This is a genomic window from Streptococcus sp. V913 (assembly GCF_054353455.1).
In genome coordinates this window covers 183,020-206,705 of record NZ_JBTHHX010000003.1, presented here as the reverse complement: position 1 = coordinate 206,705, position 23,686 = coordinate 183,020, and the positions used below count along the sequence as shown (strand labels likewise).

The 23,686-nt window shown below is 35.2% G+C and carries 21 protein-coding genes, 3 tRNA genes and 1 pseudogene; 9 read left to right on the top strand and 16 right to left on the bottom strand.

Features of this window, described 5'->3' with window-relative positions; genetic code table 11:
* Window positions 1–115 precede the first annotated feature (115 nt).
* A pseudogene (locus ACXYSL_RS07090) lies at window positions 116–484 on the top strand (transposase); the annotation flags it as partial.
* Window positions 485–606: 122 nt separating this feature from the next.
* On the opposite strand, the gene ftsH reads toward ACXYSL_RS07090, so the two are convergent.
* The 15 genes from ftsH to ACXYSL_RS07015 all read right to left on the bottom strand — a co-directional run bounded on the left by ftsH (window position 607) and on the right by ACXYSL_RS07015 (window position 16,954).
* A complete protein-coding gene (ftsH, locus tag ACXYSL_RS07085; protein WP_007520986.1) occupies window positions 607–2,565 on the bottom strand; it encodes an ATP-dependent zinc metalloprotease FtsH in 1,959 nt (652 codons plus the stop codon).
* A gap of 15 nt (window positions 2,566–2,580) precedes the next feature.
* Window positions 2,581–3,123 carry a hypoxanthine phosphoribosyltransferase gene (hpt, locus tag ACXYSL_RS07080; RefSeq protein ID WP_070534697.1) on the bottom strand — a complete coding sequence of 181 codons (543 nt, stop codon included), beginning with the start codon at window positions 3,121–3,123 and terminating at the stop codon, window positions 2,581–2,583.
* A gap of 4 nt (window positions 3,124–3,127) precedes the next feature.
* The gene (tilS, locus tag ACXYSL_RS07075; protein ID WP_458624349.1) at window positions 3,128–4,405 is read right to left on the bottom strand and encodes a tRNA lysidine(34) synthetase TilS; all 1,278 of its coding nucleotides are present in this window, start codon (window positions 4,403–4,405) and stop codon (window positions 3,128–3,130) included.
* Complete coding sequence (locus ACXYSL_RS07070) at window positions 4,402–5,670, bottom strand: serine hydrolase (RefSeq protein ID WP_458624348.1); 1,269 nt, start codon at window positions 5,668–5,670, stop codon at window positions 4,402–4,404. Before ACXYSL_RS07070 ends, tilS begins: the two co-directional genes overlap by 4 nt.
* Complete coding sequence (locus tag ACXYSL_RS07065; protein WP_007520981.1) at window positions 5,663–5,785, bottom strand: SP_0009 family protein; 123 nt, start codon at window positions 5,783–5,785, stop codon at window positions 5,663–5,665. The genes ACXYSL_RS07070 and ACXYSL_RS07065 overlap by 8 nt, the downstream gene beginning before the upstream one ends.
* Before the next feature lie 4 nt (window positions 5,786–5,789).
* Window positions 5,790–6,158, bottom strand: coding sequence for a septum formation initiator family protein (locus ACXYSL_RS07060; protein WP_000041922.1), 369 nt, complete (start codon window positions 6,156–6,158; stop codon window positions 5,790–5,792).
* Entirely contained in the window at window positions 6,151–6,417 is a 267-nt protein-coding gene (locus ACXYSL_RS07055) for an RNA-binding S4 domain-containing protein (protein WP_001234975.1), read from the bottom strand. The genes ACXYSL_RS07060 and ACXYSL_RS07055 overlap by 8 nt, the downstream gene beginning before the upstream one ends.
* Window positions 6,418–6,474: 57 nt before the next feature.
* Window positions 6,475–9,978 (bottom strand): transcription-repair coupling factor, encoded by a 3,504-nt coding sequence (gene mfd / locus ACXYSL_RS07050; RefSeq protein WP_458624347.1) that lies wholly within the window; start codon window positions 9,976–9,978, stop codon window positions 6,475–6,477.
* A complete protein-coding gene (gene pth / locus ACXYSL_RS07045; protein ID WP_247946998.1) occupies window positions 9,979–10,548 on the bottom strand; it encodes an aminoacyl-tRNA hydrolase in 570 nt (189 codons plus the stop codon).
* A gap of 72 nt (window positions 10,549–10,620) precedes the next feature.
* Window positions 10,621–11,736, bottom strand: coding sequence for a redox-regulated ATPase YchF (gene ychF, locus ACXYSL_RS07040; protein WP_001218700.1), 1,116 nt, complete (start codon window positions 11,734–11,736; stop codon window positions 10,621–10,623).
* 84 nt (window positions 11,737–11,820) lie between these two features.
* On the bottom strand, window positions 11,821–12,015 hold the full coding sequence (locus ACXYSL_RS07035) for a DUF951 domain-containing protein (RefSeq protein ID WP_000285183.1): 195 nt from the start codon (window positions 12,013–12,015) through the stop codon (window positions 11,821–11,823).
* 64 nt (window positions 12,016–12,079) lie between these two features.
* A complete protein-coding gene (gene dnaN, locus ACXYSL_RS07030; protein ID WP_007520974.1) occupies window positions 12,080–13,216 on the bottom strand; it encodes a DNA polymerase III subunit beta in 1,137 nt (378 codons plus the stop codon).
* Between the two features lie 153 nt (window positions 13,217–13,369).
* The gene (dnaA, locus tag ACXYSL_RS07025) at window positions 13,370–14,731 is read right to left on the bottom strand and encodes a chromosomal replication initiator protein DnaA (protein ID WP_007520973.1); all 1,362 of its coding nucleotides are present in this window, start codon (window positions 14,729–14,731) and stop codon (window positions 13,370–13,372) included.
* A gap of 216 nt (window positions 14,732–14,947) precedes the next feature.
* Window positions 14,948–15,706, bottom strand: a complete 759-nt coding sequence (locus ACXYSL_RS07020; protein WP_458624346.1) for a ParB/RepB/Spo0J family partition protein — start codon at window positions 15,704–15,706, stop codon at window positions 14,948–14,950.
* A gap of 57 nt (window positions 15,707–15,763) precedes the next feature.
* On the bottom strand, window positions 15,764–16,954 hold the full coding sequence (locus tag ACXYSL_RS07015) for a S1C family serine protease (protein ID WP_458624345.1): 1,191 nt from the start codon (window positions 16,952–16,954) through the stop codon (window positions 15,764–15,766).
* A 177-nt stretch (window positions 16,955–17,131) separates the two neighbouring features.
* On the opposite strand from ACXYSL_RS07015, the gene rlmH reads away from it, so the two are divergent.
* The 7 genes from rlmH (at window position 17,132) to ACXYSL_RS06980 (ending at window position 20,309) form a co-directional block, all read left to right on the top strand.
* Window positions 17,132–17,611: a 23S rRNA (pseudouridine(1915)-N(3))-methyltransferase RlmH gene (gene rlmH, locus ACXYSL_RS07010; protein WP_458624344.1), complete on the top strand. Its 480-nt coding sequence runs from the start codon at window positions 17,132–17,134 to the stop codon at window positions 17,609–17,611.
* 43 nt (window positions 17,612–17,654) lie between these two features.
* Window positions 17,655–17,728: transfer RNA gene (locus ACXYSL_RS07005), tRNA-Arg, on the top strand.
* A gap of 164 nt (window positions 17,729–17,892) precedes the next feature.
* Window positions 17,893–18,018 carry a competence-stimulating peptide ComC gene (gene comC, locus ACXYSL_RS07000; RefSeq protein ID WP_195215739.1) on the top strand — a complete coding sequence of 42 codons (126 nt, stop codon included), beginning with the start codon at window positions 17,893–17,895 and terminating at the stop codon, window positions 18,016–18,018.
* 20 nt (window positions 18,019–18,038) lie between these two features.
* Window positions 18,039–19,358, top strand: coding sequence for a competence system sensor histidine kinase ComD (gene comD / locus ACXYSL_RS06995; protein ID WP_458624343.1), 1,320 nt, complete (start codon window positions 18,039–18,041; stop codon window positions 19,356–19,358).
* On the top strand, window positions 19,355–20,107 hold the full coding sequence (gene comE / locus ACXYSL_RS06990; RefSeq protein ID WP_000866079.1) for a competence system response regulator transcription factor ComE: 753 nt from the start codon (window positions 19,355–19,357) through the stop codon (window positions 20,105–20,107). Before comD ends, comE begins: the two co-directional genes overlap by 4 nt.
* Window positions 20,108–20,158: 51 nt before the next feature.
* Window positions 20,159–20,230: transfer RNA gene (locus ACXYSL_RS06985), tRNA-Glu, on the top strand.
* A 5-nt stretch (window positions 20,231–20,235) separates the two neighbouring features.
* Window positions 20,236–20,309, top strand: a tRNA-Asn gene (locus tag ACXYSL_RS06980).
* A 38-nt stretch (window positions 20,310–20,347) separates the two neighbouring features.
* Here ACXYSL_RS06980 and ACXYSL_RS06975 read toward each other — a convergent pair.
* Window positions 20,348–20,890 carry a TetR/AcrR family transcriptional regulator gene (locus tag ACXYSL_RS06975; protein WP_007520966.1) on the bottom strand — a complete coding sequence of 181 codons (543 nt, stop codon included), beginning with the start codon at window positions 20,888–20,890 and terminating at the stop codon, window positions 20,348–20,350.
* Between the two features lie 127 nt (window positions 20,891–21,017).
* Here ACXYSL_RS06975 and ACXYSL_RS06970 point away from each other — a divergent pair, with 127 nt between their 5' ends.
* Window positions 21,018–23,672: a YhgE/Pip family protein gene (locus tag ACXYSL_RS06970; protein ID WP_458624342.1), complete on the top strand. Its 2,655-nt coding sequence runs from the start codon at window positions 21,018–21,020 to the stop codon at window positions 23,670–23,672.
* Window positions 23,673–23,686 lie beyond the last annotated feature (14 nt).

The window sequence follows — 23,686 nt, the reverse complement described above, 5'->3', positions numbered from 1 at the left end:
TTAAAAGAGTTAGAGGAAAGGGACGAAGCCCTAGAGCGAGAAAGGCAGAAACAGTTAGAGAAATGGCTTCAGGAGGATTTCGACTAGATTTACTTCTTGAAACAGCACGTTTAGCTCGCCCAACTTAGAACAAGTGAAGAGTATGTTAGAACAGGCATTCACAGAGAAATACTATGAAAATACCATTTTACACAGCGACCAGGGCTGGCAATACCAACATGATTCTTATCATCGGTTCCTAGAGAGTAAGGGAATTCAAGCCTCCATGTCACGCAAGGGCAACAGCCCAGACAACGGCATGATGGAGTCGTTCTTTGGTATTTTGAAGTCGGAGATGTTTTACAGTTATGAGGAGTCGTTTCAGTCGCTTAAGCAATTGAAACAAGCCATTGTAGACTATATTGATTATTACAACAACAAACGAATTAAGGTAAAACTAAAAGGACTTAGTCCTGTGCAGTACAGAACTAAATCCTTTCAATAATTATTTGTCCAACTTTTTGGGGCCAGTACAATCCGTTGCTTTTTTTGGAGATAAGGGACTATTGTCCCAGGTTCAGGTTGTAACTTTTTATCAACCCACTACAGTTGACAAAGAGCCTAAATTTATTTTTCTTCACTCATCTTTGATTTTACTTCATCATAAGATAGGGCGTGAGATTCCTCTTCTACAGTTTCAGGCATTTTTCCTGTTTCGTAAAGAGATTTAATTTGAGTACTATCCAATGTTTCGTATTTCAACAATGCTTCTGCAATCAACTTATGAGTTTCACGATTTGATTGAATAATTTCAGCTGCTTTATTCCGTGCTTCATTTAATAATGAACGAACTTCCTCATCAATCTCATAAGCTGTTTGTTCTGAAATTGATTTTTGAGGACTTTGTGCACCAAACATAGCATGATTACCCTCATACTGAACTGGGCCTAGTTTTTCACTCATACCGTATTCAGTGACCATTGCACGCGCCATCTGAGTAGCCTGTTCAAAGTCATTTGAAGCTCCTGTCGTTTGGACATTAAAGATAATTTCCTCAGCAACACGACCACCCATCAATCCTGCTAATTGCTCTTTCATATCTTCTTTAGATAGAAGCATTTGATCTTCCTTAGGAAGTGCAATCATGTAACCACCTGCACGGCCACGTGGTACGATAGTCACTTTATGAACAACACGGGCATTCGATAAAACTAGACCAACAATGGTATGTCCAGCCTCATGGTAGGCAACCAATTCACGTTCTTTTTGTGAAACTGTCTTATCTTTCTTAGAAGGTCCAGCAATAACCCTATCTTCTGCTTCATCAATATCTGAAGCATCAATAACTGACTTGTTGCGACGGGCTGCAACCAAGGCTGCCTCGTTTAGAACGTTTTCCAAGTCAGCACCAACAAAACCTGGAGTTTGTTGGGCAACTAATTTCAAATCAACATCTTCTGCTAGAGGTTTGTTTTTAGCGTGAACTTTCAAGATTGCTTCACGACCTTTAACATCAGGGCGACCAACCAAGACTTTTCTATCAAAACGTCCTGGGCGGAGAAGAGCTGGATCAAGAACATCTGAACGGTTTGTCGCAGCGATAACGATAATTCCTTCATTACCCTCAAAACCATCCATTTCAATTAAGAGCTGGTTCAAGGTTTGCTCACGTTCATCATTTCCTCCACCGAGACCAACTCCACGTTGGCGACCAACAGCATCAATTTCATCGATAAAGATAATGGCTGGTGCTGCTTTTTTAGCATCCTCAAAAAGAGAACGAACACGACTTGCGCCAACTCCGACAAACATTTCTACAAAGTCAGATCCTGAAATGCTAAAGAATGGAACGCCTGCTTCTCCGGCAACCGCCTTAGCAAGCAAAGTCTTACCTGTTCCCGGAGGTCCCTCTAAAAGAACACCCGCAGGAATACGCGCACCAAGTTTGGTAAATCTTTTTGGATCTTTTAGGAATTCAACAACTTCTACTAATTCTTGTTTTTCTTCCTCAGCACCTGCAACATCTGAGAATCGTACCTTGATATCTTCTTTGTTAGCAGCCTTGGCCTTGCTACGTCCAAAACTCATTGGATTTCGGCCACTATTTCCTCCCATATTTCCCATCATAGAGAATAGGAAGAATAAGAGAATAGCAAACGGCACAACAGAGACAAGGATATTGATCCACATACCGCTTGAACTCTCATGTTTGACTGTTACTTCTGCCTGATGTTCAGAAGCAAGTTTTTGCAATTCTGAAACTGTTGAATCAGACGGAAGAATAGTACTTGAGAATCTTTCTACTGTTGTAGCAGTAGGAGTGAAAAATTGAATTCCTGTTTCTTCCTTACTAGTCTTAGGATTTTTATAAACACCAGACACTTCAATGATGCTACCATTTGGCTGATAGGTTAATTCTTTTACATTGTCTGCAGTAATTTCTTTTACCAGTTCTGTATAGTTAATTTTTTCGCTTCGCCCAGCAGTATTTCCAGAGTAAAAATACTGGAATCCTGTCACTAGGAAGAAGATAATTAACAAGTAGAGAAATGGGTTTCTAACTAAACCATTATTTTGTTTTTTCATTAAAGATAAATCTTTCTAATTTGAATAAACTTCTTCTTTCAATACTCCAACATAAGGAAGGTTACGATAATTTTCTTTATAATCTAGACCATAACCTACCACAAACTCATTTGGAATAGTAAAGCAAGTATAATCCGCTTCAATTTCAACAACACGTCCCTCTGGTTTGTCCAACAAAGTCGCGATTTTAACAGAAGCTGCTTCTCTTGCAATAAACATATCTCGCAGATTTTTCAAAGTTTGACCTGTATCGATGATATCTTCTACAAATAGAATATGTCTTCCTTTGATATCTTGAGTTACGTCTTGCTTGATATTGATGACACCACTACTTGCAGTTCCACCATGGTAGCTAGATACCATCATAAAGTCCATCTCAATATGTGTATCAATATGTTTGACCAACTCAGCCATAAAAGGAATCGATCCTTTCAAAATTCCAACAAGAATTGGATTTTTTCCATCATAGTCTTTGGTTAATTGTTTACCTAGCTTTTTAGCTGCTTCTATAATTTCATCATGTGAAATGAGGATTTTTTTAATATCGTGTTCTAACATCTTTTTACCTATCTATTTTTTCTATATAAAGTACAGTGTTCATTATATCATTTTTCGTGTTTTTACTCAAATCACTGGTCGCAATTCCCAAAATTGAGACAATTTCTCCAAATTGCTCAATAATAGGAGTTGTTTTTCGTTTTTCAATAGGGATTTTCAAATCTATATACAAACGCCTCAGTTTCTTTCGATGACCATTCAGCCTAATAACATCACCAGGTTTTCGATATCTAATGTGTACAGATGTTTCTCGTGAAACCGTTACTCTTTGAACAGACTTCCCTTCAATAGGAATACCAAAAGAAAATAGATACCCCATATATCGAACTTGATTTTGATAGTGTAACACAAGTTCATCTTCCTTTTCATCAGCCTGAGGACTGATTTTGCAAACTCTAAACTTTTGATACTCTTTTATCAATTCATAACCATTTTTCAATGGATGACGATACTGGCTTTTCCTTGCTAAAATCTGTCGAACTTCATCAAACTGAGACTTCGTAAGATTTAAGTCTGGGAATTGATTGAGATAGTTCTGGAGCAAGACCCCTTGAGTTTGTTCTGAGTATGAAAAGAGCTCATTCAAATCTTCTACATCAATCTGTTCAGAAATCTCCGTTATGGTTGCTTGGTAATCTGAAACTTCCATTCCAAAATCTAAAAGGGCGGATTTAAGACGAGGATTTTCTTTTTCAAGTTCTGGTAAATACCTATTCCGAATACGATTGCGAAAATAGCTGTTCTCACGATTTGTTTGATCTTCGAAATGAAAAATTGGTGGGAAGTCTGTTTTATGAAAATGCAACAAGGGACGGATGATTTCAATATCATCAACTACTTGACTTTCTTTTATCCCTGTTAAATGGCGTAACCGACTTCCTCGAATCAAGCGCATCAAAATCGTTTCAACTTGATCATCTGCATGGTGGGCAGTGACCAAGGCAGTTGCTCCAACCTCTTTCATGATTTTCCTAAAAAAATCATAACGAAACTCTCGAGCACGCGCTTCTGAAAAGTCTCCTGAAAAGCTTGTGATATAAATAGGAAGTTCAGCTGCATCAGCTAACTTCCTTAGTTCATTTTCCTCCCAGTCAGACTCACTTCTCTGCTTGTGATTGACATGTGCTACAATCAGCTCAATTTCCAACTCTTTTTGGTAAGTAGACAATAGATGAAATAAAAACATTGAATCCAGTCCGCCAGATAAAGCTAACACGACTTTAGAATGTTTTTTGAAATACTCTTTTCGGAGAAAATGATTTAAAAAATCCCGTTTCCTCATTTTAGAACCTCATAGACATCCTTGGCTATCTTAGCAATAGTGTCATAATCAGAATTTTTGGTGAAAATAGAAAGAACGAAAGGAGAATCAGTATAGACAATGGCAGTGTCATGTTTAAACTCATCCGCATCTCCGATTTTATGAGCCACCTTAACCGAAACACCTTTTGCAATTCTTTGATTGTCAAAATCAGTCTTACTGAGAGATTCTAAGACAAAACCATTCTGATTATAAATAGCTTCCATAACTTTTCCAGCCATTTTTGAAGAAGTCAATTTATCATTCACATCCCAATCTTCACCCATAATAGTAGACATTTTTTCTTTAAAAACGCCGTCAGATTGATTGGTCACATAATAACCTAAAATATTATGAGCAACATTATCAGACTCTTTTGTTATTTTGGTAATTAACTGTTGGAGACTGTAATCTTTGTTGTCTTCTTTTTTAGGTAAACTACCACTACCTTCTGGTTTATAGGATCCAGGGAAGCTATTTACTTCTGGGATATACTTGAAACTGCTGTCCAGCGTATAGTCGCCTTGATTTATCTTATCTTGAGCATAATAAAGGTAGGCCAATTTCAAGATGCTAGCTGCATAGAGTTTGTTGTCTTCATTCACCCCAGCCTCTTTACCTGTACTCAGCTGTTTAACATAAATAGAGTAATTTTCATTCTGATAGTTGTTTGATAAGATTTCTTGAACCTTCTGGATGCGATTGTCCTCTTCTGAGACGAACTCTTTTGATACCCACCCAACTTGATCAATATGAAGAAATTCTTGTCCCTCAGCAAAGAGGGTTCTATCCACTGTTACGTGTTGATAAGGAGAGAGGATAGAAGAAATTTCTTTAACGTCATAAGGGCTGCTATAAATAACAAACCCTGGTTCCAACCATACTTGTCTATTTTGAGTTTGAACATGACTTTGATCATAGACTAAACGCTTATCTGCAAGGATAAACTGATGATTGTCTAATTTAAAAACAGGAATACCTTGTTTATTCAAACGCCATTCTACTATTTTAAAGGCGATTGCAGGAGTTAATTTACCAGACTCCTTGACAAGGTCCTCATTAGCATAGAGAGTTGTTTCTCCATATACCTTAGGGGATTCCAAAATTTCTTTGTAGTAGAATCCATAGTTAGACTCAGTTAGATAATAAATTTCTTGTGAAGAGTAAGGAAGCTGTTTTTCTGTGCTAACTACTCTTGAAATGATAATAAAAGCAGGTAGCAATAGAACTACTAAGAACTTACGCATTCTTTCCTTCCCTTTCTTCTTGTAATCGTAATAAATGATTTTTAGTTGCTAATTCCTCTAGTTTTTCATCTGATAAACTTAAAAACTGCTCAACAACTTTTAATATATTTTCCATGACATTACCTCGGAAGCAAATCAGGAATTGTGTAAATCGCTTCTCGTTTCTTTGAGTAATAGTACTTGGCGCGTGCATATTTTGCTACATAGTCTTCATCTTTCAACTTTGCAGCAAAAGCAGATTCCTTATCCTTTTCGTCACTAAGAGTTTGGTACTGCTCTTTCAACTCTGTCAATTGCTGACGGCGTTGCAGTAACTGATCATAGCTTTGGGCCAAGTTATAAGTTGGTAAAATAAACAACAAGATCATCAAAATAAGGACCCAACCCATAAAACGATTCCTCTTTTGTCTCTCCTTCATCAGGTAACGACGACGTTGATGTTCATTTTGAATAAAAGAATTATTCATCTGTACAATATTTTTAGACATTTTCTTCTACCCGTGTTTCACTGAGAATTTCATACATGCCTGCTGCATCTTCTTTTTTTGTACTATCTTTCATCTCTAGTACTTTAACAAGCAACAACTTATTTCCAAAGCGAATTTCAACTTGGTCATCAACTTTCAAATCCGTTGAACTTTTGGCCAAGATTCCGTTCACCTTGATTCTACCTTTATCTGCTACTTCTTTTGCGACTGTGCGACGCTTAATAATTCGTGATACTTTTAAATACTTGTCTAATCTCATTTTTATTACCTCAAATTATTATTGTACCATTTTTATCCTTTTTATAGAAGAAAAATGTTAAATGGGATTTGCTTCCTTTGATTCTTTTATCTCTAATAAACTTTCTCCAAAAATCAGCAAACCTTCTAAAATTTCATAATCCTTCTTGTTTCGGACATCAAATACAACTTCCATTAATCCCTTATTCTCAGCTATAGCTGCTTTTAAGTTCGTTGCAGATAAGGCTTTAAAATAATCTTGAGCCAAGAATAGTCGTTGAGTGACTTTTTCAAATTGAACTGTAATCTTATTTTCTTTTCTTTCCACACGTTCTACAAATACCTTGTCAAAATATGACTTGACCAAACCAATCTCTAAAAGGTATGCTACTACGTCTGGGTATTCTCCAAAACGGTCCATCAACTCTTCTTGTAATTCTTCATAGTTGACACGGTTGTCAATTTGACGAATTTTCTTGTAAATTTCAATCTTATGTCGTTGCTCAGAAATATAAGTATCAGGAAGATAGGCATCGATTTGTAAAATCAACTCGGCATTTCCTTTAGTTCTCGTATTCTTATTGCCATTGCGTTTAGCAATAGCTTCTTCTAGTAACTGAGAATACAATTCAAAACCAACAGAATCAATGAAGCCCGATTGAGATTTTCCTAAGAGGTTTCCTGCTCCACGAATTGAAAGATCACGCATAGCAATATTAAATCCAGATCCCAATTCTGTAAATCCTTTGATTGCTTCTAATCTCTTTTCAGAGACTTCACTGATTGATTTTTCTGGACGATACATAAGATAGGCATAGGCAATGCGATTGCTCCGACCAACTCTCCCTCTTAATTGATACAAAGTTGACAAGCCCATATGGTCTGCATTTTCAATAAATAAGGTGTTAGCATTTGGAATATCAACGCCAGTCTCAATGATTGTGGTAGTCACCAAAATATCATACTGACCTTCAATAAAGTCCAACAAAGTGTTTTCTAACTGAATTTCGCTCATTTGTCCGTGAACATACCCAATCGAAGCTTCTGGAATCAACTCTTGTAATTCTGAAACCTTCCGATCAATAGTGTCAACTTTATTGTAAAGATAGTAAACTTGACCACCACGCTCCATTTCACGTAAGACAGCATCACGAATCACACTATCATTCTTTTCCAAAACATAGGTTTGCACTGGATACCGATTGGTCGGAGGTGTTTCAATAACAGACAAATCTCGGATTCCCAACATAGACATATGAAGGGTTCGAGGGATTGGTGTTGCTGTCAAGGTTAGGACATCCACTTGTTTCTTCAGTTCTTTCAATGTTTCCTTATGCTTGACACCAAATCGTTGCTCTTCATCAATAATCATCAAGCCTAAATCTGAAAATACAACATCTTTTGACAAAACACGATGTGTTCCAATCAAAATATCGATTTGACCATTCTTTAATTTTTCAAGTGTCTCCGCCTGCTCTTTTTTACTTCTAAAGCGACTCAATACATCAATATTAACAGCAAAATTTTGGAATCTTTCCTTAAAATTCGTATAGTGTTGTTGCGCTAAAACCGTCGTCGGAACTAGAACGACAACTTGTTTATGATCATTGACCGCCTTAAAGGCTGCACGCATTGCAACTTCAGTCTTCCCAAAACCAACATCTCCAACCAAAAGTCGATCCATGGGGTGAGAATCCTGCATATCTTTCTTGATTTCCTCAATACTGCGAAGTTGATCATCCGTTTCAACATAAGGAAAAGCATCATCAAAAGCATGTTGCTCATCATCATCAGCTGAGAAAGCAAAACCCTTCAACTGACTACGCTCAGAATAAAGTTTGATTAAATAGTCAGCTATATCCTCTACCTGGTTCTTAACTTTTTGCTTGGCCTTTTTGAAATGACCATCATTTAATTTATTAAGTTTTGGAGCTTTCCCATCACTTGAAACATATTTGGACAGTAATTGAATCTGCTCAACTGGGATGGAGATTTGATCCCCATTTTGATATTGAACACTGACATAATCCCGGTGAATCCCTTTGATTTCAATTGTTTCAATGCCTAGATATTGACCAATTCCATGAATATGGTGAACAACGTAGTCCCCTTTTTCAAGTTCATTATAATCTTTTAATCGCTCTGCATTTGACGCATGTTGTCTTCTAAAACGACGTTTTAATTTCTTTTGAAAAATCTCATGTTCAGTAATCAAAAGAATTTTTTCATCTACAAAATGAAAACCATGTCTTAGATTACCCTCAATTAAGTTTACAGATTCTTTACAGATACTTGACTTATCTCTTGAATCCAGTTTAATCTGATATTTCTCTAAAATATCCTCCAATGTTTTACTCCCCATTGAATTGCTAGACTGCAGAACAATGGTGTAGTTCATTTTTTTATATCGCTCAATTTCTTCTTTAAGAAAAGAAAATTGATTGAAAAACTCTTGCATAGGATATTGATTAAATTGATAAATGTGATCAAACTTGAGATTTCCTAATCCTTTTTGTAGATTGGAGAAAAAGGTAACTGGACTTTGTTTTTTATAGGTTTGCTCTGTATCTGCAAAATACTGCATATCAGAAAATGCTTTACCGTTCTGTAAATCTTCTGTAAAGTATTGAGCTAATTCTCTTTCAAAGACTTCATACTGATTCATCAATTTCTGGTAATCATCAAAGAATACTGGTGTATCTTTTTCAATATAATCAAATATTGTCCATGTTTTATCGTAACATAAAGATAAAAACTTTCGACTATCTGAATGTACTTGTTTTTGATGAAAACTTGACAAAATCTCTTCCAAGTATGATTTTAAAATTGGTGATAAGGTCTTCGAAATTTGTTTTTCTAAAGCAGACTGACCTCGTAGATAGTTCTTTTCCCTCAAGAGCATATCACTTGCTGGAAAGATGGTAAGTTCTGTTTGATTTTCCTTCGATAATTGTGTTTCTACTTCAAAAGTCCGAATTCCATCTACTTCATCACCAAAAAACTCGATTCGGAAAGGTTCTAACTGAGACATCTCAAAAATATCTAAAATATCTCCTCGAATACTAAACTCACCTTGAGTTTGTACTTGCGTAACTTTGCGATAGCCTATTTCCTTTAATTTGTGAAGAAGGTCATGTTGATCATATTCTTCACCGACTGCAATCCTTATAATACTTTCTTTAAATCCAGTTGGAGAAGGTAAAATCAAGCGACTTGCTGCGATATTACAAACTAAAATCCCTTTCTTAGATGAATCAGTTAAAAAACGCAAGGCCTCAACTCGCGAAATGATTTTTTCTTGTGAAGACATCAAAAACTCTACCATAGGAGAGTCATCTACCAAAAATGGATAGACTAATTCCTCTCCTAAGATAGAAAGAAAATCACTGATAATTCTTTCTGCTTCTCCATAAGTCGATGTCAATAATACAATCTTATTTTCTTTTTTTAGACTACTCGCAATTGCAAGAGCCTTGGTAGAAGTTGACAGACCTAGTATTAGTTGTCTTTTCTTATCTGTCAGATTTTGATGCCATTTTTCTATCTGATTATTTTCTGAGAATAAATCTAATAAAGTCACCATTTATCCATTATACCTCTGCATTGTTTTCTCAAAGTTTTTCTCTTGTAAATAGTATTTTACAGCATTGTCAACCTTGTCAATCGACTGTAAAACACCTAGATAGTCATCCTGATCAAACTTACTTAAAACATGGTGAACCACTGACATACCTTTTTTAGGTCTTCCGATACCTATTTTAACACGATTAAAGACCTGAGTACCTATATGTTGAATAATAGATTTGATCCCATTATGACCACCTGCTGAGCCCTTTGCTCTTAAACGAATTTTTCCAACTTCCATGTCAAGGTCGTCGTAAATAACGAGTAAATCTTCAATATCCAAACCATAGTAAGTCAATAAAGCATGGACCGCTTTTCCGCTTTCATTCATAAACGTCGTTGGTTTGACAAGATAAATTTTTTCACCATTAAGAAAAAAAGATGCTAGGTCAGCTTGAAATATCTTATCATGTGTAAAAGTGACATTTTGTTTTTTAGCTAATTGGTCAATCAACATAAATCCAACGTTGTGCTTGGTTTCAAAATATTTATCCCCTGGATTTCCTAATCCAACAAGTAATTTAGTCATTTATTTTCCTTTCAAAAGCCAAAAGGGTTGGAATTTTTTTCCAACCTATTTGACACTATTTGTTAAATATTATTAGACATTAAAGCGGAATTCCATGATATCGCCATCTTGAACGATATATTCTTTTCCTTCTTCACGCAAGCGCCCAGCTTCTTTTACAGCCTTTTCAGATCCGTATTTCACTAAATCCTCATATGACATGGTTACTGCACGAATAAATCCTTTTTCAAAGTCTGAGTGGATGATACCAGCTGCTTGAGGAGCTTTCATACCACGCTTAAAGGTCCAAGCGCGAACTTCTTTTTCACCAGCTGTGAAGTAAGTTCCAAGTCCAAGTAAGTGGTAAGCTGCACGAGTCAACTTATCAACACCTGATTCTGTCAAGCCAAGTGCTTCAAGAAACTCTTGCTTATCTTCATCATCTAACTCAGAAATTTCTTCCTCAGCACGCGCGGAAATAACGACTACTTCAGCATTCTCTGTCGCTGCAAATTCACGAATTTGTTTGACATAATCGATAGAATCTGGATCTGAAACTACATCCTCATCCACATTAGCAACATAAAGAACTGGTTTAGTGGTCAAAAGGAAGAGACCTTTGACTACTTTTTGTTCTTCATCTGTGAATTCAATGGTACGTGCTGATTTTCCATCTTCAAGGACTGGTTTAATTTTTTGAAGAACATTGAATTCCGCCACAGATTCCTTATCTTTTTGCGTACGTGCCATCTTTTCTACACGCGCATAGCGTTTATTTACTGACTCTAGGTCAGCAAGAATCAACTCCAAGTTAATGGTATCAATATCTGCAAGTGGATCCACAAAGGCATCTTCACGTCCTTGTTCGCGCATAACATTTTCATCATCAAATGCACGCACAACATGAACAATCGCATCTACTTCACGAATGTTGGCTAAAAATTTATTCCCTAGACCTTCTCCTTTTGATGCACCTTTTACAATCCCTGCAATATCTGTAAATTCAAATGTTGTTGGGACTGTCTTTTTAGGAGTAATCATTTCAGTTAGTTTTTGTAGGCGTTCATCTGGAACTTCTACCATCCCAACATTTGGATCAATAGTCGCAAATGGGTAGTTTGCGGCCTCTGCTCCTGCTTTTGTAATTGCATTAAAAAGGGTTGATTTTCCAACGTTTGGCAAACCAACGATACCTGCTGTTAAAGCCATAGTTTCTCATTCTCCGTTCTCATTTCAATCCCTAACATTATAACACAAAAAGGGAAAACTTGCTAACTCTCTAACTAAAGGTTCTTAGTCAATAATCTTATTCATTTTTCGTTCAAAATCATGGCGACTCATCATGACAAGGTGGTCGCAATTGCTACATTTGATTTTGATATCTGCCCCTACACGTGTAATTTCCCAACGATTGGCTTTTTTTCCTGTTGACTTTATTGTGCAAGCATGTGGTTTTTTCATCTCAACAAAATTTCCAACTTGATACATACTACTCTCCTTTTCTTTTTCGATTATATCATAAAAGAGGCGAGCTAGGCTCAACCTCTTTCACTTAATTTGTACGAACTGGTGTGATGAGTTGCATGAAGTCTTCGTCAGTATCTGCTGGCACAAGAGTAAATGGACGAACTGCTGAGATAAAGCTAATAGTCACTTTTTCGCTATTTAAAGCCTTGAGGGAATCAATCAAGTAAGTCGGGTTGAAACTAATGGTCAAATCATCACCAGTCACCTGATCAGTATCGATTTCTTCGTTTACTTTACCAACTTCAGGAGAATGAACATGGGCGCTAACAACACCACCTCTAATTTCAAGCTTCACAGTACCATTTTGAGTCGCACTTGATAAGAGACGTGCGCGTTCCATTGATTGACGCAAATTAACAACATCAAAAGTAATTATCGTGTTAAAGTCAGTTGGAATCAAACGATCTGTATCAGGATAGTTTCCTTCTAGGAGACGAGTGTAGAAGCTTATATTTTCGCTTCTAAAGAGGATTTGATTGTTGGAAAAGAAAATCTCCACTGTTTCAATATCATCCGTAAATACAGCTGAAAATTCACGTAGAGAGCGACTAGGAATCACCACATCGAAATCATCACCATTTTTTTCAAGAGTCAATTTTTTCTGGCTAAGGCGATGAGAATCTGTCGCAACTGTTTTTAGTTCTTTATTTTGGCTCAATACGAAGTGGACACCTGTTAAGATTGGGCGACTTTCTTGCGTACTTGCAGCAAAAGCTGTTTCATTGATAATTTTCTTGAGTAGTTTGGTTTCAAGGACCAAAGGAGTACTTGCTGAAATTTCTTGGATTCGTGGGTACTGTTCGCTATCTTTTCCTTTTAGGGTGATTTCTGATTTGCCACTTGTTAAGACAATTTGTTTTTGTTCAGTCTCTTTGAAATCAAGCGTTACATCTGGAAGACTGGAGACAACATTGATAAAGAAAGAGGCTTCAAGAAGAATCGAACCTAAGGAAGTTATCAAAAGACCAGCATCTTCATTTTTTTGAGAAATGAAATTTTCAATGGAAATTTGTCCATTTGATCCAACTAAAGTAATTCCTTCGTTGGTAACATCAATTTTGATTGTTGATAAAATTGGAATAGCATTTTTGGAGCTAATTGCTCGTTTTGTGGTATTTAAGGCTTGTAAAAATAAATTTTTATTAATTGAAAAATGAATCATGGATTCTCCTTTATTTTAGTATTAGAAAGTTAATAGTAATAATAGAGTGTGTGAATTCTGTGGAAAACTGAGTGCTATTTAGTAAACTTAAGCTTCTAAGCTTGTTTAAAAAATGTGGATAAAAAAGATAAGAAAGGAAAACTTATCCACAAGCTACTTAATTTTCTTTTTGATTGCTTCTATTTCTAAACGTAAATTATCGTCTTCGTCAATCAATGATTTGATTTTAGCATGGGCATGAATCACGGTGGTGTGATCCTTTCCGCCAAATTCTTTTCCGATTTTTGGAAGACTGTTATCTGTCAGTTCTCTAGCTAGATACATAGCAACTTGACGCGCTAAAACGATATTTTGAACTCGTCTCGTACCCTTCATTTCTTTGACACTCACTCCATAAAAATTACCAACTTCAGTTTGGATTTTCTCAATTGGAATAACAAGTATCTGGCGGGCGTCTTGCTTACGTGCTCTAATAGCTTCCGCAGCAATATCAATAGTGATATCCTTAATCTTCTTCACTCTGGCAATTAAAGTGATATCGTTGATTGCTCCTTCCAGTTCTCGAACATTTGAGTCAAATTGGCCAGCCAAGTATTCCAGAGTATCACTTTGGAAATGGTAATCCAAATGCTCTGTTTTACTTTGAAGAATGGCGATACGTGTCTCAAAGTCAGGAGGGGTGATATTTTGCGTCAATCCCCAGCTAAAGCGCGTGACAAGCCTCTCCTCAAGGCCTTCTAGGTGTTTAGGACTTCGATCACTGGTTAGGACAATCTGTTTCTGCTTATCATGAAGAGCATTGAAGGTATTGAAAAATTCTTCCTGGGTTGCGACTTTTTTACCGCTGAGAGATTGGATATCATCAATCAATAAGAGATCAAGACTACGGTAAGTCTTTTTGAACTTTTCCATTTCCCCAAGTCGCAAGTGTTCAAGAAAGTCGTTGATAAAGCTTTCGGCAGGAATGTATTTGACACGCGCATCAGGAATATTTTTCAAAATCTCATTTCCAATCGCATTGAGCAAATGAGTCTTTCCAAGACCAGGTCCTCCATAGATGAAAAGAGGATTATAGGTCAGAGCTAAATCTTCAGATACAGCTAGTGCAGCTGACACCGCCCAAACATTCCCATCACCTTGAATAAAGTTATCAAAGGTATATTTTTCTTTTAATCCCGTTTCAGAATAGGGAATCGTTGGTAGTGTAGGTGTATAATCGTAAGTAGAGACACTATTTGTATCATTTACTTGAGGAGATTCTGTACTCTGAGGTTTAGTGAAAATATAGTGAGGTTTGATTTCAGAATCATAAATTTCAAAACCAGCAGCAATGATAATATCTTTTAATTGCTTTTCCCACACCATTTCCATCTCTGATCTCGGTAGAAATATAGTAGCTGTATTTTCTTCTACTTTGATAAGTTCAGCAGGTGTAGCATAGAAATCATACATAGATCGCGTCAATCTTTCTTGAGCAAATTCTAAAATACGATTCCAAAATTGCTTTTCTTTCAACTATTTTTCCTCCTTTACTATGATTTTAGTAGTTTAGTGCTAGACTTATTTTACCATAGATAGTAGGAATTTTCCACAGATTGTGGAAAAGAATCCACAATGTTAGTAGTATTTATCCACAGGTTGGGGATAAATAGATATTTCCTTGATTCAATAGGCTTTTTGATAAAAAAATTGGTGGATAAATTTGTGGGTTGAGAAAATAAAAGAACAGCCTCATTTCAGGCTGTTAATAATTCTATCGTATTCTTTTTGACTTGAAAAAGAGATGACAATCTTTCCAGTATCTTTTTTAGAAAGTTTAATTTCTACACTTAAACCTAGTAGTTTTTTTAATTTATCTTCTTCATCTTTGATGAAAGAATCGCTTTTTTTCTGCTTCTTGTTTTTTTTTTCTGTCAGTAGTGCTTCCAACCTTCTCACAGAAATATCTTCATTTTTGATTAGTTGGAAGAAATAGTCTTGCTGCTCTTTGTCCAAACCAACTAGTGAACGTGCATGTGCTTGAGAAATGTTCCCATTTTCTACTTCAGCTAAGATATATTCTGGTAGGGAAAGTAAACGAATAAAATTAGTGATATAAGGTCGAGATTTCCCCATTTTATCGGCTATCTCAGTGTGAGTAAATCCTTTTTCTACTAGAGATTCATAGGCGCGTGCTTCTTCAACAGGATTTAAGTTTTCTCTCTGCAAATTTTCAATGATTGATTGAACCATCATTTCCTGATCTGATAGGTGTTTCACAACGGCTGGAATAGAGGTCAGACCAGCCAAGAGAGAAGCTCGATATCGTCTCTCTCCTGCAAGGATTTCATAACCAATTACAGGAGATTGACGAACGATGATTGGTTGGATGAGCCCATTTTCTTTGATTGACTGAGCCAATTCTTTTAATTTTTCTACATCAAATTCTTTCCGAGGTTGGTAAGGATTTTTTTGTATTTCAGAGATAGAAATCATTTCAAATTTTTCCATGATTCTACACTAACATATCTTTTACTTTCTGTAAAGTTTTCTTTACACTGATGTCAATTAACGTTCCAAATCACCAGAATTCTTATCTAGTTTTATAGAGGTTGTTTCCTCCTTACCATTACGGTAGTAGGTTATTTTTATAGTGTCTCCAATAGCATGGTTGTAAAGAGCATATTGTAAGTCTGTTGATGAAGTAATCTCTTTGTCGTCAACTTTAGTAATGACATCGTATTTTTGAAGATGTCCATTTGCAGGCATATTACTTTGAACAGATCGAACAACTACCCCTGAAGTGAGGCCACTTGGAATGTTTAGTTTTCTAAGATCATTAGCTCCAACGTTAGATAGATTGACCATTTGGATTCCAAGAGCAGGACGAGTCACTTTACCATCACTTTCAAGCTGTTTAATAATATTTTGTACATCGTTTGAAGGAATTGCAAAACCAAGACCTTCCACAGATGTTCCACCATTACTTGCAATCTTACTTGATGTAATACCAATTACTTGTCCTTGAATATTTACAAGCGGACCACCAGAGTTACCAGGGTTAATGGCCGTATCTGTTTGAATGGCTTTTGTTGAAATAGCTTGACCATCTTCAGATTTTAGAGAAACATTTCGATTAAGACTTGAGATGATTCCCTGTGTAACTGTATTAGCATATTCTGAACCTAAAGGACTACCAATAGCAATCGCTGTTTCTCCAACATTAAGTTGGCTTGAATCACCAAATTCTGCTACTGTTGTAACTTTTTCTGAAGAAATTTTAACGACAGCAATATCAGAGAAGGTATCTGATCCAATAATTTCACCAGGAACTTTTGTACCATCAGCTAAACGGATATCAACTTTTGAAGCTCCGTTAATAACGTGAGTATTTGTTACAATATAAGCATCATTTTCGTTCTTTTTATAGATAACACCTGATCCTTCACTTGCAATCTGTTGATTATCCGTATCAGAATTTGATTCTTCCGTTCCAAATACACTACTTTGTTTATTAGCAGAGTAAGTAATGACTGATACAACAGCATCCTTAATTTTATTCACTGCTTGAGTAGTTGAGTTTTCATTCTTGTATGATGTTTGAGTTACAGTGCCAGAATTATTATTTGTAGCTTGATTTCCTTGTTTTTGATAAAGTTGCAATGTTACAAAACTTCCTAGTGCACCACTCAAAAATCCTATTAGAATAATTACAAGAAAAGTAACTCCTTTTTTGTAAAATTTTTGTAAGTGTTTCATAAACGCCTCCGTTTGTTATTGTTTGTCAAGATTATAAACCTATTAACTTAATCTAAGCTTAAAAGTTTTACACAAGTTGTGGATAACTCACCTTATTCTGTGAATTTTATAGTATTTTTGGATGATTTTCATGTGCATAAGATGTGAAATAAAGTGTGAATATGATAGAATAGAAGAATGAAAATAAAAGTTGTAACAGTAGGAAAATTAAAAGAAAAATACCTTAAAGATGGTATTGCTGAGTATACCAAACGAATTTCACGTTTCGCCAAATTAGAAATGATTGAGCTCGCTGATGAGAAGACACCTGACAAAGCCAGTGAATTAGAAAATCAAAAAATTTTGGAAACAGAAGGCGCAAGAATTCTTTCTAAGGTTGGAGAAAGAGACTTTGTCGTTGTACTAGCAATTGAAGGAAAAACATTCTCCTCAGAAGATTTTAGTAAGCAACTAGAGCAGGCTTCTATCAAAGGTCACTCAACTCTTACTTTTATTATTGGAGGAAGTTTAGGTCTAGCTCCTATTGTAAAAAATAGGGCCAATCTTTCTGTCAGTTTTGGACGTCTGACATTACCACATCAGTTAATGAGATTGGTTCTTGTTGAACAAATTTACCGTGCTTTTACGATTCAGCAGGGTTCTCCTTACCACAAATAGAAGATTGACTTAGCTCTTGTTTTTTGATAGAATGGTCATGTTAGGTCTCATAGCTCAGCTGGATAGAGCATTCGCCTTCTAAGCGAACGGTCGCAGGTTCGAATCCTGCTGGGATCAATGTTAGATGCGAAGCTGGGATTTATCCCAGCTTTTTTCTTAAAAAAGTGCGTTTCAGGTGCAAAAATGTACAGTTGGGAAGAATTTTTTCTTACATGGTCTTCATTTTGTATAATAGGTGTGTAAGTTAACTTACAAGAAAAAATAATACAGGAGATTTCATTATGAAAAATACAGTAAAGTTGGAACAATTTAAAGAAGTAACAGAGGCAGAATTGCAGAAGATTCGGGGTGGAGATTGGAGAATTTCAGAAACAATTCGTAATCTTATTTTTCCAAGAAGAAAGTAATGAAATAAAGGTAGAGAGTAATGGATTTATTTGGATTAGGGATAGCTATTTTTTATTTTCTCATCATTAGCAAAAGTTATGAATGGATTTGTAAAATAAATAGAAAAGAACAAATTGTTTTTTTCTGTTACACATGTATCTCAGTTTTTATACTTGAAGAAATTATTACACTAGTATTTTCTAATAGTTTTGCTTTGTCTAAATTTTTATTTCCTTTGGTTGTGTACCTTTATTTAAGAAAGTTAAAGAAGTCTGAAAAATACAAAGCTATTTTTATCAGTTTACTACTGTCTTTATTATATCACAGTACTCATACTTTTATATCCGTAACCTTATCTTCTATAACAGGAGATGAAGTAGTATTGCATTATAAAAGTACATTTCTTTTAGTAGTATTGTTGATGACTTATTTTTCTATTCTAATAATAATTCGTTATTTTCATCTGGATATTAAATATTTTGATAAAGATTATCTGTACCCTTTTTTAAAAAAAGTAATAGTTGCTTTCTTTGGTTTGCATATCTTATTGTTTATTTCAGATATAGTAAGTACAACTCATCATTTAAATAGCTTCGGAAGTATTTTATCAACCATTGTTTTTATTTGCTTGTTATTGATTTTCTTTGCAATGAATTCTCACAAGGTTCAAATTGAAAAAGAGATTGCTCTAAAACAAAAGAAATTTGAACAAAAACATTTACAGACTTATACTGATGAAATTGTGGAGTTGTATAATGAAATTAGAGGTTTTCGTCATGACTATGCAGGGATGCTTGTCAGCATGCAAATGGCGATTGACAGTGGAAATTTACAAGAAATTAACAGGGTTTACAATGAAGTCCTAGTAAAAGCAAATCAGAAATTGAGATCAGACAAATATACTTACTTTGATTTAAATAACATAGAAGATTCAGCTTTACGAAGTTTAATTGCTCAATCGATTGTCTATGCACGAAATAATGATGTAGAGTTTACATTGGAAGTAAAAGATGTCATTACTAGATTGTCAATGGATTTACTTGATCTTGTTCGCATCATGAGTATTTTATTAAATAATGCTGTTGAAGGTGCCGCAGATAGTTACTTGAAACAAATGGAAGTTGCAGTCATTAAAATGGATTTTGAAACAGTTATAGTTATCCAGAATTCATGTAAAATCACTATGACGCCTTCAGAAGATTTATTTGCCTTAGGTTTCTCTACCAAGGGAAGAAACAGAGGTCTAGGACTTAATAATGTCAAGGAGATCTTAGATAAGTATGACAACATTATTTTAGAAACAGAAATGGAAGACAACACATTTAGACAAATTATTAGATTTAAGAGAGAATTTGAATGAAAGTATTAATTTTAGAAGATGTTATTGAACATCAAGTGAGACTAGAGAGAATATTAAATGAAATCTCGGAAGAATCGAATATTCCTATTTCATATAAGACAACAGGAAAAGTTCGTGAGTTTAAGGAATATATCGAAAATGATGAAGTAAACCAGCTTTATTTCCTAGATATCGATATTCATGGAATTGAGAAAAAGGGATTTGAAGTGGCTCAGTTTATTCGTCATCACAATCCTTATGCTATTATTGTCTTTATTACCAGTCGATCTGAATTCGCTACTTTAACTTATAAGTATCAGGTATCAGCTTTAGATTTTGTAGATAAGGACATCAATGATGAATTGTTCAAAAAACGTATCGAGCAGAGTATTTTTTACACTAAGAGCATGCTGCTTGAAAACGAAGATGTTGTAGACTATTTTGATTACAACTATAAGGGAAATGATTTGAAAATTCCTTACCATGATATTCTGTATATCGAAACAACAGGTGTTTCTCATAAATTGCGAATTATTGGTAAGAATTTTGCCAAAGAGTTTTATGGAACTATGACAGATATTCAGGAGAAGGACAAACATACTCAGCGATTTTATTGCTCCCATAAATCTTTCCTTGTCAATGTAGGAAATGTGAGAGAAATTGATCGAAAAAATTTAGAAGTTGTCTTTTATGAAGATCATCGTTGTCCTATTACCCGTTTGAAAGTTCGTAAACTAAAAGATATTCTAGAGAAAAAATCTAAAAAGTGATTGACAATAAGTAAGAAATTGATATAATGGTTATATCTGCTACAGATAGATGGTCCGTTGGTCAAGGGGTTAAGACACCGCCTTTTCACGGCGGTAACACGGGTTCGAATCCCGTACGGACTATTTTATCCGCCATAGCTCAGTTGGTAGTAGCGCATGACTGTTAATCATGATGTCGTAGGTTCGAGTCCTACTGGCGGAGTTAGATAAAAAGAACACCATCTGGTGTTCTTTTTATTCTTAGTTTGTATCACCTAACATTTTCATAAGGAAGTCTGTCATTTCTTGCGGACTTTCTTTTTTCCCATGAGCAATCCAAGTCTGACAAACACCAAATAGGGCATTTGTTAGATAAATACTGCTATATTCTAACTCAATTGAATTTAGTTGTAGTTGCATAAAACGTTTCTGAAGATCAGTACTAAGCATAATATGCAGTTTATTTCTCAAAAAATTTTGGATTTCTTTGGTTCCATTTTCAGAAAGAAGAGCAGCCAGAAGTGGTTCTGATTCTAGATATTCAAATACTTCTAGAATAGCATCTCTTTTATGATGAACATGTTTTTGGAAGATATATTCAAATGTATGAAATAACTTACTTTGATAGTGTTCAATCATATCATACTTATCCTTGTAATGAGTATAGAAGCTAGAACGACTAATTCCAGCTTTTTCTGCTAATTTAATTGTAGTAATTTGATCGAAGGGGTGATCTATCAATAATTGAACCATGGCATTTTCAATATTTCTCTTTGTCTTTAATCGTTTGTTACTTTCTTTCATAGTTTCTCCTTATGAACAATTTAGACTATATGTCTAAAAAATATTTTTTTATCTTGTAATTTAGATTTTTTAATGTATAATCTATTATATCAAAAATTTAGACAATATGTTTAAAAAAGGAGGAAATATGTTTAAAGAATGGAAAGCAATTTTTAAAAAACCGACATTCATTATTGTAATGATAGGAATTTCTCTTATTCCAGCTTTATACAATATCATATTTTTATCGTCAATGTGGGATCCATATGGTAAAGTATCGGAGTTACCTGTAGCAGTTGTTAATAATGATAAGGAAGCTTCTTATAATGGACAGACAATGACAATAGGTGAAGACATGGTGTCTAATTTAAAAGAAAATAAGACTTTAGATTTTCATTTTGTCAATGAAGAAGAGGGGAAAAAGGGGCTAGATGATGGCGAATACTATATGGTAGTAACTTTACCAAGTGACTTATCTGAAAAAGCTACTTCAATCCTAACAAATCACCCTGAACAGATGCAAATTGATTATCAAACTTCAAGTGGCCGTAGCTTTATTGCAAGTAAGATGAGTGATTCTGCAATGACACAATTAAAACAAACCGTCTCTACGAATGTAACTGAAACATATACTAAGGCACTATTTCAAAAAATGAGTGACTTGAAGTCTGGGATAAATAAAGCAGCTGATGGAAGTGAACAACTGGCTGATGGGACTAATCAGTTAGCAAAAGGAAGTCAAACATTGACGGCAAATCTTAATACTCTAGCTAACTCAAGTGTAACTTTTTCAAATGGAGCTGATCAATTTACAAAAGGCATGTCTGCTTATGTATCTGCCATAGAGCAATTACATCTTGGTTTAGGGGCTTTTAATAGTGGTTTACAAAGTTATACAAATGCCGTTTCACAAGTTGACACTGGACTTAGTCAATTATCTTCAAAAACTCCTGAGTTGGTGACAGGTATAAATCAGCTAAATACGGGCATAAAATCTTACACAGGTGGCGTTTCACAACTGGATGCAGGTCTCAGTCAATTTTCAGTTGGTGTAAATGCTTATGCAAGTAGTGTAGAAAAACTTTCCAGCGGAACGAGTCAATTATCTAACCAATCAGATACACTAAGAGATGGAATAGAGCAATTAAATACTGGTATTAAAGAAATTTCAAGTCAATTGGAGTCCTCATCTCAACAGAATGAACAAATAACTCAATTGGCGACTAGTCTAGGGGAACTGAATAAAATACTACAAGCTCTTACGATATCAGATACTACTCAACTGAAAAGTACATTATCAGAAGCTTTGCCAAATCTAACAACTCTTGCACAGGATATTGTGACTAAAAGTCAGACAGAACAAGAGAAAACTATTGCTAACCTTCAATCAACAGCTACTTATCAATCTCTTACAGAGGAACAAAAGAAAGAACTGACAGAAGCTATTTCTAAAAATTCTAATTCTACTATTGAGTCAGCAAAAACAATTTTAACGACAGTAGGGGGATTAAAAGAAAGTATAGAGAATTCAGAACAACAAGTATCTAATCTATCTGATGTGCAGACGAAAGCAAATCAACTCTTACCTGCAGCATCTAGCTCCTTGACAACCTTGTCAAATGGATTTACAACATTACAAACTTCTGTAAATAATCAGTTAGTTCCTGGAAGTCAGTCAATTGAAAAAGGAGTTGTAAACTATACTAAAGGATTGGATACTATTTCTATAGGTGCTAATCAACTAAGTGAAAAGAATGCAAGTTTGACAACTAGTCTAGATCAATTAGTTTCTGGATCAAGTAAGTTGACAGAAAACACATCAACCTTGACAGCTGGAGTAGATGCGTTAGCTGGAAAAGCTCCAGAATTAGTATCAAGTATAGAAAGTTTGTCATCTGGTTCTGCTCAATTGAATAATAAGAGTCCAGAGCTGATAGCAGGTATTACTAAATTACAATTTGGCTCTGGTCAATTAACAGATAAATCAACACAGTTACTTTCTGCAGCATCTCAACTAGGAAGTGGCGCTATGAAGATTGCAGATGGTGCTGGAAAACTAGCAGATGGTGGAACAACTTTAACCTCTAGTCTTGAAGATTTACAAACAGGAGTTGATTCATTAGGACAAGGATTAGGCAATGCTAATAATCAACTCAAATCAGCTTCAACAGAATCTAAAAATGCAGAAACATTATCTGAACCTCTAGTTCTCTCAAAAACAGACAATGACCAAGTTCCTGTGAATGGGATTGCCATGGCTCCTTATATGATATCAGTTGCTCTTTTTGTTGCTGCTATATCTACCAATATGATTTTTGCTAAGTTGCCTTCTGGACGTCATCCAGAGAGCCGTTGGGCTTGGTTGAAGTCTCGCTCTGAAATAAATGGGATTATAGCTGTCTTAGCAGGTGTTTTAGTTTATGGAGGTGTCCATCTTATCGGATTGACTGCGAACCATGAGATGAGGACCTTGATTCTAATTATAATCACAAGTTTAGCTTTCATGTCTATGGTTACAGCTTTAACAACTTGGAATAGCCGTATAGGAGCTTTCTTCTCTCTTATTTTACTTTTATTACAGTTAGCATCAAGTGCAGGGACTTATCCACTTGCTTTGACAAATGATTTCTTTAAAACTGTCAATCCATGGTTACCAATGAGTTACTCAGTATCAGGCTTACGACAAACAATCTCTATGACAGGAAATATTCATCATCAAGTAATTTTCCTTATTATAACTCTAGCCTTCTTTACTGTTTTAGGTATGCTGGCTTATCAACCTAAGAAGATGCAAGAGGATTAAAAAGATTGACCAAG